This is a genomic window from Paenibacillus sp. FSL R5-0912, assembly GCF_000758605.1.
Classification (GTDB): domain Bacteria; phylum Bacillota; class Bacilli; order Paenibacillales; family Paenibacillaceae; genus Paenibacillus_AQ.
In genome coordinates this window covers 6429740-6445177 of record NZ_CP009282.1, presented here as the reverse complement: position 1 = coordinate 6445177, position 15438 = coordinate 6429740, and the positions used below count along the sequence as shown (strand labels likewise).

Annotated in this window: 16 protein-coding genes; 8 read left to right on the top strand and 8 right to left on the bottom strand. The window is 54.7% G+C overall.

Annotated elements, in window-relative coordinates:
* Positions 1–95: 95 nt before the first annotated feature.
* Complete coding sequence (locus R50912_RS27130; protein ID WP_042239319.1) at positions 96–851, top strand: NADPH-dependent oxidoreductase; 756 nt, start codon at positions 96–98, stop codon at positions 849–851.
* Between the two features lie 116 nt (positions 852–967).
* Here the strand turns inward: R50912_RS27130 and R50912_RS27125 are convergent, their stop codons facing one another.
* Both R50912_RS27125 and R50912_RS27120 read right to left on the bottom strand, forming a co-directional pair.
* Complete coding sequence (locus R50912_RS27125; RefSeq protein ID WP_042239316.1) at positions 968–1777, bottom strand: histidinol-phosphatase; 810 nt, start codon at positions 1775–1777, stop codon at positions 968–970.
* A 59-nt stretch (positions 1778–1836) separates the two neighbouring features.
* Positions 1837–2739, bottom strand: a complete 903-nt coding sequence (locus tag R50912_RS27120; protein ID WP_042239313.1) for a LysR family transcriptional regulator — start codon at positions 2737–2739, stop codon at positions 1837–1839.
* 399 nt (positions 2740–3138) lie between these two features.
* Here R50912_RS27120 and R50912_RS27115 point away from each other — a divergent pair, with 399 nt between their 5' ends.
* The 5 genes from R50912_RS27115 to R50912_RS27095 all read left to right on the top strand — a co-directional run bounded on the left by R50912_RS27115 (position 3139) and on the right by R50912_RS27095 (position 8016).
* Entirely contained in the window at positions 3139–3594 is a 456-nt protein-coding gene (locus R50912_RS27115; protein WP_042239310.1) for a chemotaxis protein CheX, read from the top strand.
* A 28-nt stretch (positions 3595–3622) separates the two neighbouring features.
* Positions 3623–4399 (top strand): SDR family NAD(P)-dependent oxidoreductase, encoded by a 777-nt coding sequence (locus R50912_RS27110; protein WP_042239307.1) that lies wholly within the window; start codon positions 3623–3625, stop codon positions 4397–4399.
* A 164-nt stretch (positions 4400–4563) separates the two neighbouring features.
* Positions 4564–6051, top strand: a complete 1488-nt coding sequence (locus R50912_RS27105) for a DEAD/DEAH box helicase (RefSeq protein ID WP_042239305.1) — start codon at positions 4564–4566, stop codon at positions 6049–6051.
* Positions 6048–6794: an ABC transporter ATP-binding protein gene (locus tag R50912_RS27100; RefSeq protein WP_042139777.1), complete on the top strand. Its 747-nt coding sequence runs from the start codon at positions 6048–6050 to the stop codon at positions 6792–6794. Before R50912_RS27105 ends, R50912_RS27100 begins: the two co-directional genes overlap by 4 nt.
* A gap of 1 nt (position 6795) precedes the next feature.
* Entirely contained in the window at positions 6796–8016 is a 1221-nt protein-coding gene (locus tag R50912_RS27095; protein ID WP_042239302.1) for an ABC transporter permease, read from the top strand.
* Positions 8017–8295: 279 nt separating this feature from the next.
* Here R50912_RS27095 and R50912_RS36080 read toward each other — a convergent pair whose 3' ends face one another.
* The 3 genes from R50912_RS36080 to R50912_RS27085 all read right to left on the bottom strand — a co-directional run bounded on the left by R50912_RS36080 (position 8296) and on the right by R50912_RS27085 (position 10510).
* Positions 8296–8412, bottom strand: a complete 117-nt coding sequence (locus tag R50912_RS36080) for a YjcZ family sporulation protein (RefSeq protein ID WP_209994562.1) — start codon at positions 8410–8412, stop codon at positions 8296–8298.
* Positions 8413–8566: 154 nt separating this feature from the next.
* A complete protein-coding gene (locus R50912_RS27090; protein ID WP_042239300.1) occupies positions 8567–9868 on the bottom strand; it encodes an aminotransferase class I/II-fold pyridoxal phosphate-dependent enzyme in 1302 nt (433 codons plus the stop codon).
* Positions 9869–9967: 99 nt separating this feature from the next.
* Positions 9968–10510, bottom strand: coding sequence for a hypothetical protein (locus tag R50912_RS27085; RefSeq protein WP_042239297.1), 543 nt, complete (start codon positions 10508–10510; stop codon positions 9968–9970).
* A 200-nt stretch (positions 10511–10710) separates the two neighbouring features.
* Here R50912_RS27085 and R50912_RS27080 point away from each other — a divergent pair, with 200 nt between their 5' ends.
* Positions 10711–11496, top strand: a complete 786-nt coding sequence (locus R50912_RS27080) for a helix-turn-helix domain-containing protein (RefSeq protein WP_042239294.1) — start codon at positions 10711–10713, stop codon at positions 11494–11496.
* Positions 11497–11828: 332 nt separating this feature from the next.
* Entirely contained in the window at positions 11829–12578 is a 750-nt protein-coding gene (gene gpmA / locus R50912_RS27075; protein WP_042139774.1) for a 2,3-diphosphoglycerate-dependent phosphoglycerate mutase, read from the top strand.
* A gap of 201 nt (positions 12579–12779) precedes the next feature.
* Here the strand turns inward: gpmA and R50912_RS35345 are convergent, their stop codons facing one another.
* From R50912_RS35345 to R50912_RS27065, 3 genes are all read right to left on the bottom strand, one after another.
* On the bottom strand, positions 12780–13067 hold the full coding sequence (locus R50912_RS35345; protein WP_156123360.1) for a hypothetical protein: 288 nt from the start codon (positions 13065–13067) through the stop codon (positions 12780–12782).
* 390 nt (positions 13068–13457) lie between these two features.
* The gene (gene asd, locus R50912_RS27070) at positions 13458–14249 is read right to left on the bottom strand and encodes an archaetidylserine decarboxylase (RefSeq protein WP_042141610.1); all 792 of its coding nucleotides are present in this window, start codon (positions 14247–14249) and stop codon (positions 13458–13460) included.
* 91 nt (positions 14250–14340) lie between these two features.
* Entirely contained in the window at positions 14341–15438 is a 1098-nt protein-coding gene (locus R50912_RS27065) for a YheC/YheD family endospore coat-associated protein (protein WP_042239291.1), read from the bottom strand.

Genomic DNA, 15438 nt, shown 5'->3' with positions numbered 1-15438 from the left:
GGAATCCGGTTTCGCTTGTTTCTGCTGGCGGTAGCCGGAGTCATTAGGCTATGATGGATATACAGAAACAGCATTTGGCGAGGAGGACATAGCTCTTGAACGAAGTGATTAGACTACTTACGAACCACCGCTCTTTCCGGCAATATACAAGGCAGGCGGTAGAACCAGAGAAGCTGAAGACCATAATTGAGGCAGCCCAGGCCGCTCCATCCTGGGTGAACGGCCAGCAGGTATCGGTCATTGCGGTACGCAGCGAAGAACGGAAGCAGCAGCTGTCGTTATTGAGCGGGAACCAGAAGCATGTGGCCGAAGCGCCGGTATTCCTGGTGTTCTGCATGGACTTTCACCGGGCCCGGCTGGCGGCAGAGCTGGAAGACCAGCCGTTTGAAGCGGCAGGGGATGTGGATGCGCTGCTGGTCGGTGCAACCGATGTCGGCATTGCGTTAGCGAATGCGGTGGCTGCTGCGGAGTCGCTGGGACTTGGGATTATTCCGATCGGCGGCGTGCGCCGCCGCACAGCCGAAGTGATCGAGCTGCTGCAGCTGCCCGAATATGTATTCCCGGTAGCCGGCCTGTGTATCGGCTATCCGGGCGAAGAGCTGCCGAAGAAGCCGCGTCTTCCTATGGCGGCTGTGTATCATGAAGAAACCTATAACCCTGATCAGAAGGCCCTGATCCAGGAGTACAATGAGACCCACCGTGAGTCGCTTAGGGCTCAAGGGCTGACCGGGAGGGATTGGAGCAGTACGATTGCCCGCTTCTATGCCCTGAATCCGCAGTACGGAGACGCGGGGCGGACGCTGAAGCAGCAGGGCTTCACCTGTGATAATCTCAATAAGGAACAACCATAGCAAAAATGCACCGCAGCGGTAACGGCGGACGATGGCAATCATCGTCAACAGCGTAACCGCATGCGGTGCATTTATTTTTGTCCAGCCGGGGATTAAGCCGCCCCAATATCCTACAGCTATAGTCCTACTGTAATCTTCTCACGCCGTTTGTAGTAGACCCAGTGCTTAAATCCGATCTCCTTAAGCCGCACGGCAACGTTATTGCGCTGATCAGCCACCCGGGAAGGCTTATGGGCATCGGAGCCGAAGCTGACCTCCACGCCGAAATGCAGCGCCCGCTCCAGAATCTCATCCGACGGATACCAGCCGCCGCACAGCTTGGTGCCGCCCGAGGTGTTGATCTCGATGGCCAGCCCGCATTCGCTGATTGCGCTTAAGGCTTCATCAATCTCCCGGGGAGCGGAGATCTCCGAGAACTGCGGATAATTGCCCTTCATCGCATCAATGTGTCCGAGGATCTGGAACATGCCGCTGCGCGCGGATTCGGCGATCAGCCGGTAGTACTCCGCTTTGGCTTCCAGCTTCTGCTTAGGGCCCAGACCCTTCCAGCGGCTTTTATTAAAGATGCTGTTGCCGTCCACGCTGTGCACCGAACCGATCACATAGTCAAACGGATAGGCGGCAAGCGTCTTCCGGTACAGCTCTGCATGCTCGGGGAAATAGTCGGACTCAATGCCGAGCAGGACATCAATACGGCCTTCGTACTCCTTTTGCAGAGCCAGTACCTCCTCCACGTAGTGGACAAGCTCCGATTTGGCCATCGCGATACGCGGAAAAGCCTGCTCGGACGGACTTCCGAAATAGGGCGTGTGATCGGAAATCCCGATCACATCAAGACCCGCGGTTATCCCTGCTTCAATATAATCCCTGATGCTTCCGTCAGCATGACCGCAGCGGAAATGATGGGTATGCAGGTCGAAATTCATAGAGGTAACATCTCCTTAGGCCAAAGTGGCAGAATAGGTTGCAGGTTGGTGATTATTAGTTACTCTGAGCCGATGAATTGGGTTTCGGGCATTCCCTTAAGATCGCTCAGAAACTGCCTCATGGCCGAATTGACGTACTTGCCGGATTTGGTGATGACGCCTACAGGGTGGGTGACCTCGAGCTCGATGATCGGGACGATTTTGAGCGTGCCGTTTCGGACCTCGGCGGTTACAGACTGTTTGGAAATAACGGCTGCCCCGAGATCCAGCTCCACCATCCGTTTCACCTCTTCGCTGCTGGTCAGCTCCATGATGACCTGGGGCTGGATACCGTGTTTGGCCAGTACTTCATCGGCGAATTTCCGGCCGACGGTGTCCGGGGACAGCAGGATAAGCGGTGTTTTGCCAAGCGCCTCAATACCGGCCGATTTGACCTGGGCCAGAGGATGGCGGGGCGAGACGACCAGTTCAAAGGTATCATAATACAGGACGGAAGTTGTCATTCCGGGACTGCGGCCGATCAGATAGCCGATTCCGACATCAACAAGACCATTCTCGACATGCTGATAGATTTGTGAAGAGGACATGGACGAGATCGAGGTTTTGATATGCGGGAACTGGTCCTGGAAATAGGACAGAATCCGCGGCAAAATCTGAATGGCAATGGAGGTGGTCGTTCCGAGAATAATGTGCCCCTGGGGATTCTCCTCGAGATCCGCAAGACGCTGCTTAAGTTCTTCAACGATACCTACAATCTGCTCCGCATGCGTGAGGAATACTTGGCCCCGGTCTGTCAGGGTTACAGGCTGATTCCGGTCCACAAGCTGGGTTTTGAATTCTTCTTCGAGACTTTTGATCTGTGCTGAAACCGCCGGTTGGGTCAAATTGAGTAGTTCTCCCGCCTTGCGGAAGCTCATCGTTTTGGAAATGGTAATCAGTGTTTCAAGCTGGCTGATATTCATGGACTGCCCCCTAATGGCTACCGGATTGGTGCCGCCGTATATTGTATCGCTGTGGGAAAGTGACTACTTTCCAGAGGACGTTTGCGCCGTTAACAGCTTGATGGGCCAGGGTCTGCATGCTGCGGATTGTCTGCCAGAAAATGTGGGGGGAAATACGCAGTGAGTGCTGCACCCGGAAGGAATTGCGCCGCAAATCTTACGTTCAGTGTTGGCATTTGATTAAATTATAGGAGATTACACCCGGCAGGGCAATGTCGCTGTCCAAACTATCTTGTGAAATCATTCGACAAGACCATTAATTTTTGGTGAATAATGCCGATATATGAAGTATAATAAATCATTATTGCTTAGGACTTTTGGTATATGACTAAAGCCTGGTCGAGGGGGGACAGCACTTTCATGAAAGCAGAAGTAATCAATCCGTTTCTAGAGTCTGCACGAATTGTTATTGAACAGGTGATACAAGTCTCGCCGTCTACCGGTATTCTGGGTATTAAGGACATTGAACTGATCGATAATCATATATGGATTCAAGTGGGAATGACAGGTCAGCTCAGCGGGAATATTATCTTCGGAATCGCCGAGCATGTGGCGCTTAAGATGGTGTCGGCCATGATGGGCGGCTATGTGATTACGGAAATGGACGAGATGGGCCAGAGTGCCATTTCGGAGCTTGGCAACATGATCAGCGGCAATGCCAGTACTATTCTTTCCAATCAAGGGGTATCTGTAGACATTACCCCGCCGAAGCTGATGAAGTCGGAGAGCATGTCCATCCTGCCGCGCAGAGCGCTTAGTATTCCGCTTCTGATGGAGGGCATCGGGGAGCTTGATATTCAGGTTATGATCTCTTAGGCGGATAATCGGGAGCTGAACACATTCCATGGCATTACAAGGCAAGGTTGTTGTTATTACAGGAGCTTCGAGCGGCATCGGTGCGCTTACGGCACAGATGCTCAGCCAGCGTGGGGCCGTTCCCATTCTGCTGGCCCGTTCGGAAGACAAGCTGAAAGAAACCGCGGCCGGAATACCGGGCGTTTTTGGACTGTTCGTCTGTGATGTGACCGATGATGCGGCGGTGGTACGTACCTTCGAAGCGATTCTTGCCGAATACGGCAGAATTGACATTCTCCTCAATAATGCCGGTTACGGCAAGTTTGCGGCTTTTACGGAGATGGAGCCCTGCGAGTTCGATGCTATGATGGACGTGAACTATATGGGGATTGTCCGCTGCACCAAGGCGGTAGTGCCTCATATGCTGGAGCGCGGCAGCGGTCAGATCGTGAATGTGGCCTCTATGGCCGGCAAAATCGGTACAGCCCGCGCGGTTGCCTATACGGCTACCAAGCATGCTGTTCTCGGCTTCACCAATGCGCTCCGCCAGGAGCTCCGCAAGAGCGGCATTATTGTCTCGGCCGTGAACCCCGGACCCATCGCCACCGAATTCTTCAAGACCGCCGACCCTTCAGGCAATTATGAGAAAAGCGTAAGCCGGATCATGATGACTCCGCAGCATGTGTCTGCGAAGATTGTGAAGCTGATGGAGAAAGGCAAGGAAGAAGTGGATCTGCCCGGTCTGGCAGCCTTCGGAATTCGTCTATACGGCTTATTCCCGCGGCTGGCGGATAAGCTGACCTATAACGCTATGAACAGAAAATGATTACTCAGCTATGAAGCAAACGGCTTGTCCCCTTTTGCATGCAGGATGGAATTACATAAATAAAATATGGCGTAGATTGGAACTTATGGCCTTCCATTTGGTGGAGAGGCCTTTTTGGCATATAATGAACATATTATCTTAAGCGAAAAGGATGAATACCTATTATGAATAAAGCTTCTTTTGCAGCCATCGGCATTCAGGAAGACCTCGTTGCCCGATTGTCTGAATTCGGCATCACCGAACCATCCCCGGTACAGGAGCAGACGATCCCGCTTCTGCTGGAAGGAAGAGATGTTCTGGCTGCATCCCAGACTGGGACAGGCAAAACTCTGGCCTACCTGCTGCCGCTGCTGCAAGGGATCCATCCGGACCAGAAAGCGGTGCAGAAGCTGGTGCTGGCACCAACCCAGGAGCTGGCGATGCAGATTCTCCGCGAAGCAGAGCGCTACGGAGCACACCGGGGCATCCGGGCGATGGGGCTGATCGGCGGGGCGGCGATCAAACGCCAAATTGACAAGCTGCGCGAGCATCCCCAGCTGGTTGTGGGGACGCCGGGACGCGTGCGGGAGCTGATCGGGCTGCGCAAGCTGAAGATGCATGAGGTGACGACGATTATTCTCGATGAGGCGGACCAGATGTTCCAGCTCAGCGGCGCGGGCGAAGTGACGAAGATTGTCAGCAGCGCGCTGCGCACACGCCAGTTGGTTATGCTGTCCGCGACCATCGGACCGGAGACCAAGCTCTTGGCTAACAAGGAAATGAAGAACATCGCAGAGGTGGGTATTGATCCCGGCATGATGACGGCCCAGAGTCTTGAACATCACTACGTGGTGTCCGAGGAGCGGAATAAGGTGGATATGCTGCGCCGGGTGATCCGCCACTACAAGCCGGAGCGGGCGATTGTGTTCGTCAATGCTACCGATGATATTGCTGAAGTGACCGCGAAGCTGAACCATCTGGGGCTTCCTGCTGCAGCGCTGTACGGGGATGCCGACAAGGTTACGCGCGCAAACGTGCTGGCCCGCTTCCGTGACGGCAAGCTCAAGGTGCTGGTCGCCAGCGACGTGGCGGCCAGAGGCCTGGACATTGAGAATCTGACGCTGGTCGTCAGCTTCGATCCGGCCTTTGACTCCGAGCACTATGTCCACCGTGCCGGACGGACGGGGCGCATGGGCAAACGCGGAATGTCCGTAACGATTGTTACGGAGCAGCAGACGTTCATCATGCGCAAATTCGCCCGCGAGCTGGATATCCAGCTGGACGAGCGGGAAATGGCCTTTGGGAAGGCGCTGGCGGAGGGCGAGCGCAGTGAATTCCGCAGCGGCGGGGGCGGGAACGCTCGCCGCATGGGGGTTGAACCGCGCGGCGGCGAAGCTGCGCCGCGCGCCGGCAAGCCGCAGGTGCGGACCTCGGCGGCTGGCACAGCCGGAGGGACGGGCGGCGAAGCGCCGGCAGGGCAGCCGGGCGCAGCGGCTGGCAGCGGTGTTACGGTGCGGCGTGAGCAGCACCGGCCGGGGATTGCCGCGGGCACGCGCAGCGCGGCGACACCTGCGGGCAAGGCACGCAGCAATGCGGAGCGGGACAAGAACCGCAAGAATAAGGGAGCCCCGAAGTGGCTCAAGAACAAAACCCCGAGAGGTGACGGTCAATGAACACAGCCCCCGTATTGCAAATTACGGGTTTAAGCGGAGGTTACAGCCTGAACAAGCCGGTGCTTCATGATATCGGCTTGCAGGTGCAGCCCGGTGAAATGGTCGGGCTTATCGGTCTGAACGGTGCGGGCAAAAGTACAACCATGAAGCATATTCTTGGTCTGATGTCCCCGCATAAAGGTGAGATTACCGTACAGGGCAAGACGCGCAGCAGCGACCCCGAGAGCTATCACAGCGCACTGTCCTTTGTACCGGAATCCCCTCTGCTCTATGAGGAAATGACAGTCCGCGAGCATGTTGAATTCACTGCCAGAGCTTATGGCGTGGAGCGCAGTGATTACGAATCGCGCACCAGCCAGCTGGCCGCACTCTTTAATATGGAGGACAAGATGGATACCCTGTCCTCCCATCTATCCAAAGGCATGAAGCAAAAGGTAATGATTATGTGCGCTTTCGTAGCGCGTCCGGCACTCTATGTCATCGATGAGCCGTTTCTCGGCCTTGATCCGCTGGGCATCCGCTCGCTGCTGGATTTCATGCTGGATCTGAAGAAATCCGGGGCGTCGATTCTGCTTAGCTCGCATATTCTCTCCACCATAGAGAACTATTGTGACCGGTTCATTGTGCTGCACCGCGGGATGGTCATCGCCGAGGGAACACTTGCCGAGATGACGGCGAAGGCCGGGCTGCAGGGCTTGAATTTGGAGCAGCTGTTCTACGAGCTGGTTCAGGGAGGGAAATGATATGGATTTGAAGGAGCTGCGCCGGCAGCGGCGCAGCCGGTTCACAGGAAGCCTGATCCCCTATATGGGTTATATCATTCAGAGCGGTGTAGCCATGGTGTTTCTGCTGGTCCTGATTATCTTCTCGGCCTGGTATACTGCACTGCTGCGCGATATTCCGGCAGGCATTCCCATCCGCTGGATTATGCTGGTCCTGCTGGTGCCTGCGGCGGTGCACAGCAGCTTCCGGACCTATCTGCAGACTCCGGATACGATCTTCCTGCTGCCGCAGGGCCACCGGATGAAGGAGTATTTCGCCCCTTCATGGGTCAGCGGGAATGTGTGGAAGATCCTGCGCCTGGCTTTTGTACTGATTACGTTATGGCCGCTGTACATACGCACGGATACATCCCATAAGGGACTGCTGGTTACGCTTCTGGTCCTGATCCTGGTGAAGCTGCTCGCCAGCTACGGGTTATGGCGGGAGACTGCTATGCTCTCCCGTCCGGCCGCCATAGGCTACAACCTGCTGCGCTGGGCAGTGGGCATCCTAATGGTTGCTGCCTGGGTATGGCAGCCTTCCGTCCGCGCGCTGATCTTTATCGTGATTCTGGCCGCAGCCTACGCGGCCGCGCTGGCCGTACCCGGCCGGCACTCTGTTCCGTGGGAGCGCCTGATTACGATGGAGAAGAATCAGGGAACCCGGGCGCTTATGGTCCTCGGCTGGTTCGTTGATGTCCCAGGACGTGAGCAGCGGGTCTATGCCCGGCGCTATTTGTCCCGGTGGGGCGGCGGCATAACCTGGCAGCGGTCTTCCGCCTACCGGTTCCTCTTGACCAAAAGCTTCGCCAGAGGCGATATCTTCGGAATCGTCCTGCGGATTGCCGTACTGGACCTGTTCCTGGTCTGGATGAATCAGGACAGCTACACCGGCAGCGGCATTTATATCTTCTTCCTCTTCCTGATGGGGATTCAGCTGACGGCGCTGCGCAAGCTGCACAGCGAGTCGTTCTGGCTGACCGTGTATCCGCTGCCGGAAGGCAGCAAGGGCAAGGGAACCATCCAGTTTGTATTCCGGGCGCATCTGGTGCTGGCCCTGCTGACCGGACTGCCTCTTCTGCTTCAGGCGGGAGCGCGTCCGCTGCCGGTTCTGGGAACATTGGCGTGCGGAGCGCTGCTGGCCTATCTGTTCAAGGCCTATTCCACCCGTAAGGAAGCCCGGACGGATGAGGATGACTTGTAGAACAGACTCTTTTTATCAACAAAAATATGCACATGAAAAATGACCTCATACTCTGCTAACGCGGAGCGTGAGGCCATTTTTAAATAGAGGGGGTTCTCCTCTTTATTTCAAAATATATGAATTTATATGTTCACACGATGACTTATCCTTCTATTTCTCGCTGAAACAACACCGTCCCTTAAAAGGACAGCAAAGCCGTTTCTACTTGGCTGGAACAGGGAATGCTGCAACACGGGGAGCGGAGAGAGCGCAGGGCCCCCTCCAGGGATTTATTCCCGGTTAGACAAAGAGTGAACGGCTGATGATAACCAGCAGGATAAAGAGAACCAGAATTGCGCCTGTGCTTGTGAATGCACCGTGTCCGTATCCGTATCCGCCTCTAACTTCTTCGCTCATGTTCATTCCCCTTTCGCGTTTGAGTTGTTGTACTTGAGTACATCGTATTGTATGTGCGGAGGGAAGAACGTGTATAGGCCAATGCCATAGGGCAGGGCAAAAAAAAGTCAGCCCCGGAAATCCGGAGCTGACTTACGTATGCAAAGGCTGGGAATCAGGCTTTCTCCAAATCGCGGATGCCTGCATAGACCAGATCGAACAGATCCTCAAGCTGATTCTCTTCGATGCAGGAGAAGGCAATGCGCAGATCACTTTCGCCGAGGGCGATGGTGCCCAGCCCGTAATTGTGGATCAGGTGGAGCCGTAAGGTTTCAGCCGGCACGGTGAGCAGCTTCAGGCACATGAAGTACCCGGAGTTGAACGGATAATAAGTCCATACATCGTCGCCGTATTTGCCACTGTCCAGCAGTGCTTTCACTTTATTGGCCCGGCCCTTCATGATCTGGAACTTCTCTTCCTTCTGGGAAGCGAATTCCGGCGCCTTCAGCGCATCCAGTACAAAGGTCTGGGACGGATGTGCTCCGCTGGAGATGGTGGCCCGGATAATACCGAGTGTCTTCTGCTCCAGGGCAGCCAGCAGCTCTTTGTTCTCGGAAGCGTAAGTGATGAAGCCAACGCGGAAGCCCCAGACAAATTCTTCTTTAGTGGCTCCGTCAATCTTAATTGCCAGCACACGTGGGTGCAGGTTCGCGAGCTTGCCAAACAGCGATTCCTTCAGTGAATCCTCGAAAAAGAGTCCGAAATAAGCATCATCGCTGACGACTACGACATTAACGCCTTCTTCAGCGGCACGCAGGATTGCGGCAACGATGGCTTCGCCTTCTTTAACGCCTGGTGTATACCCTGTCGGGTTATTAGGGAAATTGAGCAGGACGATGGCTTTGCCGCGGTCCTTCTGGGCCAGCAGTGCATCCAGCAGTCCTTCGCTATTGAAGCTCATATCTTCGGTGAACAGCGGATAGTTAACGGTTTCGGTCAGACGGCGGATGCCGAAGGTCAGCTCGTAGTTCTCCCAGTTTTTGTCCGGATAGATGACGGCATCCCCTTGCTCTGCGAACAGATCGGCAACTATGCTAAGCCCGTGTGTCAGGGCGTTCGTAACGACCGGGTTGCTGAAGGACTTGCCTTCCAGCGACGGATTCTCCCGCAGCATCTTCTCCCGCCATACCGTGCGCAGCTCCGGCTTGCCTGCAGGAGGCGCGTAGCCGTACAGGTCTTTGGGGCTGTAGGCGGAGAGCTTATCCTGGATCACACCAAGGTGCATCGGCATCCCGTTCTCGGTAGCAATACCGATGGTGGCATTATACTTCTTAGCATGAGCCGTCGCTTCTGCAGACTGGCTCAGGATTCCCTCTTTGGGGAAATAGATTGCTTTGCCGAGATTCGAGAGCATATCGTACACATGTTCATTGCCTGCCTTGATGCTGTCATTCAATTGTCCAGCCAGTGGATTCATCAGTTTCATCCTTCCGGTATTCTTCTGGGATATATACGCTAACATTGCCTAACATTATATCACCGTGAATTGCCGCCGTCACTGAGGAATGCCGCGTTTTCATAAATACTTTTGGAATAAGCCGGGCGGATCCTCCCAGAGCTGGACTTCGACGTAACGCTCAGGGCCAGAGTCTCCTGCTGCGTTCCATTTCTGCGGCAGGCCGTATTCGCGGACTACCTCAAGGATCTCTTTCAGTGTGTAGACCTGCCCACGGTAAGGTTTGCCGTCCGCATAGCGCATTGTGGGAAATAAATCGCCGTAGGTGAAGCTGATCCGCTCAGGGTTGAAGGCCGCAACCGGGATCTTCAGCTCCATCCCCTCCGGATACCACTGCTGCAGCCAGGGGCATCGCCCCAAAGTCATGTAATGCGGATGCCGGCGGACCGGCTGGCCTCCTTTGGCGATAAATTGCTCTCTCGCCCTTTGTTCAAGGCTGCTGCGGATCTGCAGATAATCGGCGGAACGCTGGCTGGCAAAGCCCTTACTCTGCTCCCGGATATCCTGCAGCACCGTCTCCGCTAATTCAGGCGAAAGGTCAGACAGATTCCGGAAGGGGCCGGTGGATTCATCATAATAGTGAAAGAGAAAGTGGTAGTCCATATACTTCCCGCCGATCTATAGAGGATGATTACTATATTTTAACAGATAGAGGGGGGATAGGGACAGTCCTGCAGGTAGGGGAAGATGTACAAAAGGGAACCGGACAAGGTATTATGAAAAGTAAGCTTACGCTTTCGAAGCGGGTTTTGTTCGAAGGAATACAGGGAAGGCATGCTCACAAAACTTTAGGAGGGACCAATATGCTGCATGCATCGCCATCCTCTTTTGTAATCCTCCCGGCCCTGGCGAAGATCGTCTGTGAACCGGGCTGGAAGTGGCAAAAAAGAGAGAAGCCGCTGCAAAATTATGATTTGTTCTATGTCTGGAGCGGGGAAGGAACCGTTGTGCGCAGCGGGGTGCCCTATCAGGTGGGGAAGGGAAGCTGCTTCCTGTTCCGCCCGGGGGATCACACCAGTGCTACGCATAATCCGCAAAAACCGCTTGTGCTTACATATATACATTTCGATGTTGCCGAAGAGGTGACGGAGATTCCTGCGCCTTACCATGAGCTGACGGAGACGGTGGAGTTCGAGCATCTGCTGGCCCGTTACGTCCGACTATTCCTGGTGCAGACCTACGCTGCAGAGGAAGAAGGCCGCCTGATCCTGAAGCAGCTGATGATTCATCTGCTGCGGCAGGACCAGGTCGTGCCGATCGAGCGCCATGTCAGCAACCAGCTGGCTGAGGTGATCCACGAGGTGGCTAACTATGTCAGCCAGCATCCAGGTGCTTCGCACCGGGTAGAGGATCTGGCCGCACGGGCGGGGCTGTCGCCGCGTTACTTCTCAATCAAGTTCAAGGAGATCACCGGCTCCTCGGTGCAGTCCTATGTGATCCGCGCCAGGATTGAACGTGCCCAGCACCTCTTACTCTACGCCGGCATGAACGTGACTGAGGTGGCGGATGCGCTGGGCTACCGCGATATATTCTTCTTCAGCCGCCAGTTCAAGCAGCACACGGGGAAAAGCCCGTCGGAGATACGCTGACAACCAGCGTGCTCTAATGCTGCTGAACTGCCTGGTGGCCCGGGAGTACAGCAGCAATAGTAAGTAAGCCCTTCTCTTCCAGGCAGGAGAAGGCCAGTCCTGCCGGATTACCGGCAGGGCTTTTTGGGGAATAGATAGTATAGAGTTCTTACGGAACGGCCCGCCCATTCAAGGCGGGGCCGTTTCTTCTATTACAATGGCTACAGGGAAGCCGGGGGCGTAAAGTTGAAGAGAGCATCCGTCTGTGACAGAATATAAGGATGAACCGCATAAGACCTGAGAAGCTGGCGCTAAGAGCAGCTGAATAAACACACGGGAGAAGGAGAGGACTTATGTACGAAATAGTACTGATACGGCATGGAGAGAGCGAATACAACCGGCAGAACCTGTTTACGGGCTGGAGTGATCCCGATCTGACGGAGAAGGGTGTGGAAGAGGCGAAGAAAGCAGGCAAGCTGCTGAAGGATGCGGGATACACGTTCGATCTTGCTTTCGCCTCGGTGCTGAAGCGTTCAATTAAGACACTAAACTATGTGCTGGATGAGATGGACCTGCTGTGGATTCCCGTGCAGAAATCGTGGAAGCTGAATGAGCGCCATTACGGAGCGCTGCAGGGCCTCAGCAAAAGTGAAACTGCACTGAAATACGGCGAGGAGCAGCTCCATATCTGGCGGCGCAGTCTCTCGGTCCGGCCTCCGATGCTGGAGCCGGATGATCCGCGTTATGCCAGAAATGATATCCGCTATAAGGAAGTGCGTCCCGGCGATATTCCGCGCGGTGAGAGCCTGGAGGATACCGTGCACCGGGTTGGCGATTTCTGGGGCAACCGGATTGTACCGCTGATCCGCAAGAAGGAACGCGTCCTGATCTCGGCGCATGGTAATACGCTGCGGGCCCTGATCAAATACATGGAGGATATTGATGAGACGGCGCTGCTGGATCTCAATATTCCAACCGGCGTCCCGCTGGTCTACAAGCTGGATGATGATGTGAAGCCGATCAGCCGCTTCTATCTCGGCGAGCCGGAAGAGGTGCAGGAGAAAGCGCGCGAGGTGGCTAATCAGAGTAAGGTTACGGAGTGATCCGGATAGTTAGAGGGATAAATTCCTTTGATTACGCTGGAAGTAGGCTAGACGAGCCGATTGTATGTGAAAAACCGAGTACAATGCACCAACGATAGGGTAAACAGGCCCAATGTATGCGAAAACAAACATGTCTTTCAAGGCACAACTCCAGCATGAAAATGAGCAGCGTGGCTAAAAAACAGAACATCGTCTTTTCATTTATTTAACATATTTTAACGGAAAACCGAACACAATTGGACTGGGTAAGCCACGTAAGCCAAATGTAATCGAAAAACCGAACACAATTGGACTGGGTGCACCGCGTAGGCCAAATGTAATCGAAAAACCGAACACAATTGGACTGGGTACGCCGCTTAAGCCGAATGTAATCGAAAAACCGAACACAATTGGACTGGGTAAGCCACGTAAGCCAAATGTAATCGAAAAACCGAACACAATTGGACTGGGTGCGCCGCGTAGGCCAAATGTAATCGAAAAACCGAACACAATTGGACTGGGTGCGCCGCGTAGGCCGTGCGTTTATCGCAGTGCCAGACGTATTTTCACAGAAAAACCGAATACAATGCACCAACTATAGGGCAGATGAGCCGAATGTGTGCCAAAAACCGAGTACAATGCACCAGCAACTGGGTAGATGAGCCAAATGTAAGCCGGGGTATACTGATTCACAGAGCGAAGCAGGTAAAAACACTTTTATACGATAAATTATACGATAAACGCAGGAACCATCCGGGATTCTGCGAAGGGTTTCTTCAACCCCAAATAAGCCCCGCACAAGATACACTTACGTATCTTTGTGCGGGGCTTTGTCTGTTCAGAAAGCTCTACTCGGTTTCATCTTGAGCTGTTTCATTCAAGCCGGACTCTGCCCGGCAGCTAAGTAGCCCGCTGCATCTCACCCAGCAGCTCGCCCATCTTCACCTTCGTGTCTACGGTAAGCCCATGGCGCGGGGTGAAGGTGCCGCTCTCCAGCAGAAGAACTACGGTAGAGCCGAATTCGAAATAGGCCAGATCATCGCCTATTTGCCATTCAGTAGCGGATTCATCCGTGTAGCGGATACTGCTCACATTCATTGCGCCTACCTTGACCACGGCGGTTTCGCCATAGCTGCCGGCTATATAAGTAATCAGCCGTTCGTTACGGCTCAGGACACTCTTCATATGCCGCATGCCGAAATCATTCACGGGATAAGCCCGCCCACGGATATAATCGCTCTCCCGCAGCTGTCCGGTTAACGGGGAATGAATCCGGTGATAATCGGTGGGGCTCAGGTAGAGGACGAAATAGTAGCCTTTTTTATACAATTCGAGGTGTGGAGAATGATTAAGCAAATCCTCCAGCGTATAATCCTGACCCTTCACATTCATTATTGTTCCGCAGTTAATGTCGCCCATTGCCGTAATCATGGCATCTACAGGACTGGCCACAGCCTGTTCACCGCTTGCCACCGGCCGCATTCCCGGCTTCAGGCGTCTGCTGAAGAATTCATTAAGTGTACGGTATTCTCCGGCAGTCTTCTCCGCCTCGGCGGCAGGAATATGATAGGAACGAATAAATACCGGAATCATAAAGCGGCTGAGTCTGCTATGGGAAAAAGCGCCCATTACCCGGGAAAGCCATCTGTGTGAGGATAGCTCGGTCATCAGCCGCAGCAATTGTTTAACCATGCCCATCTCCCTTCCATCATGCAGCAGCAAGGTCCCGGTAGCCAAGGACCTCACCCGCTCTGCATTATATTGACATAGAATAGAAGACAAATCAATAAGAGTTATGCCGTGCAGCCTCTTCATACAGGTATCTGGCATAGCCCATCGGGCGGCGGTAGCTTTCTTTCCAGATGGGGCCGAGCCCGGCTTTCTTGAAGCCGTAACGCTGGTCGCGCCCGTTGCATTCGATGAAATATAAGCGTCCGCTCCCCGTAACGCCGATGTCCAGACCGATATCGGCAAGGCCCGGGAGGCTCTGCTCCAGCTCACGGGCAATGGCGAGACTGAGGGAGAGGACCGACATGCGGATCCGAGCGGCTGCTTCGCCGGGGAAAGCCTTCTCCAGAGCGAAGGATGAACTCAGTGCTTCGCCTCCCCTGGCGATGTTGGATACGAAGCCGCCCGGTGCCGCCAGCTTGGCGAACATGCCGGTCACCTGCCAGTCTCCGCCCCAGCCGCGCTGTACAGTAATGCGCAGATCAAAGGGGCGGCCGTTTATCTCAGCCAGTGGTATCCGCTCCTGCACCAGGTACGGTACCGAAGAGAGTCTGGCGCGGAGTGCCCGGGGGATGGCGCCCTGATTCAGAGGCACACTGTACCAGCGTCTTGAGCCGGTAGGAGAGTAGCTCCATTTCCACCGCCCGGCCCCGCTGATCCTTGTAAGACGCATAACCCCGTTGCCTACACTTCCCCGGCAAGGCTTGAGAATGAGATCCGGATAACTGTCCATCATTTCCTTCAGGCCGGACATTCCGGCGGATGTGACTGGCAGGACCGTCTGCAGTTCCTGGTTTTGCTCCAGTAGGGCATGAATCTGATCCTTGCCGTAGCGGTTGCATGTATTGTATACCTGAATACCCTGCCGGAGCAGCCGCTGGACGCCGCTGCTGCCCGGGTCATAGATCGCCCGGTTATGGATGATCTCCGGCGTCGGAATGACTTGACTCCGGTAGCCGTGCGGACCCTTTATATATGCCCTGCTGAAGCCGGTCTGCGTATCGATGCCGGACAGCTTCAGAAAGCAAGGGGTTAATCCGTATGCGGCGGCGGCCTCCTCGTAATTGGCCAGAGATTCCTGTCCGGTTTTTAACCGGGGAACGCCCCCGTGCACAGCGGCATTTAGCAGTATCCCAACGAGCTTTTGCCCCAT

Coding starts and splice junctions, on each gene's coding strand:
- R50912_RS27110 (WP_042239307.1), top strand. CDS start 3,623: ATGGCATTACAAGGCAAGGTTGTTGTTATTACAGGAGCTTCGAGCGGC.
- R50912_RS27065 (WP_042239291.1), bottom strand. CDS start 15,438: ATGGGGCAAAAGCTCGTTGGGATACTGCTAAATGCCGCTGTGCACGGG.
- R50912_RS27100 (WP_042139777.1), top strand. CDS start 6,048: ATGAACACAGCCCCCGTATTGCAAATTACGGGTTTAAGCGGAGGTTAC.
- asd (WP_042141610.1), bottom strand. CDS start 14,249: ATGGTTAAACAATTGCTGCGGCTGATGACCGAGCTATCCTCACACAGA.
- R50912_RS36080 (WP_209994562.1), bottom strand. CDS start 8,412: ATGAGCGAAGAAGTTAGAGGCGGATACGGATACGGACACGGTGCATTC.
- gpmA (WP_042139774.1), top strand. CDS start 11,829: ATGTACGAAATAGTACTGATACGGCATGGAGAGAGCGAATACAACCGG.
- R50912_RS27120 (WP_042239313.1), bottom strand. CDS start 2,739: ATGAATATCAGCCAGCTTGAAACACTGATTACCATTTCCAAAACGATG.
- R50912_RS27125 (WP_042239316.1), bottom strand. CDS start 1,777: ATGAATTTCGACCTGCATACCCATCATTTCCGCTGCGGTCATGCTGAC.
- R50912_RS27085 (WP_042239297.1), bottom strand. CDS start 10,510: ATGGACTACCACTTTCTCTTTCACTATTATGATGAATCCACCGGCCCC.
- R50912_RS27115 (WP_042239310.1), top strand. CDS start 3,139: ATGAAAGCAGAAGTAATCAATCCGTTTCTAGAGTCTGCACGAATTGTT.
- R50912_RS27090 (WP_042239300.1), bottom strand. CDS start 9,868: ATGAATCCACTGGCTGGACAATTGAATGACAGCATCAAGGCAGGCAAT.
- R50912_RS27080 (WP_042239294.1), top strand. CDS start 10,711: ATGCTGCATGCATCGCCATCCTCTTTTGTAATCCTCCCGGCCCTGGCG.
- R50912_RS27105 (WP_042239305.1), top strand. CDS start 4,564: ATGAATAAAGCTTCTTTTGCAGCCATCGGCATTCAGGAAGACCTCGTT.
- R50912_RS27095 (WP_042239302.1), top strand. CDS start 6,796: ATGGATTTGAAGGAGCTGCGCCGGCAGCGGCGCAGCCGGTTCACAGGA.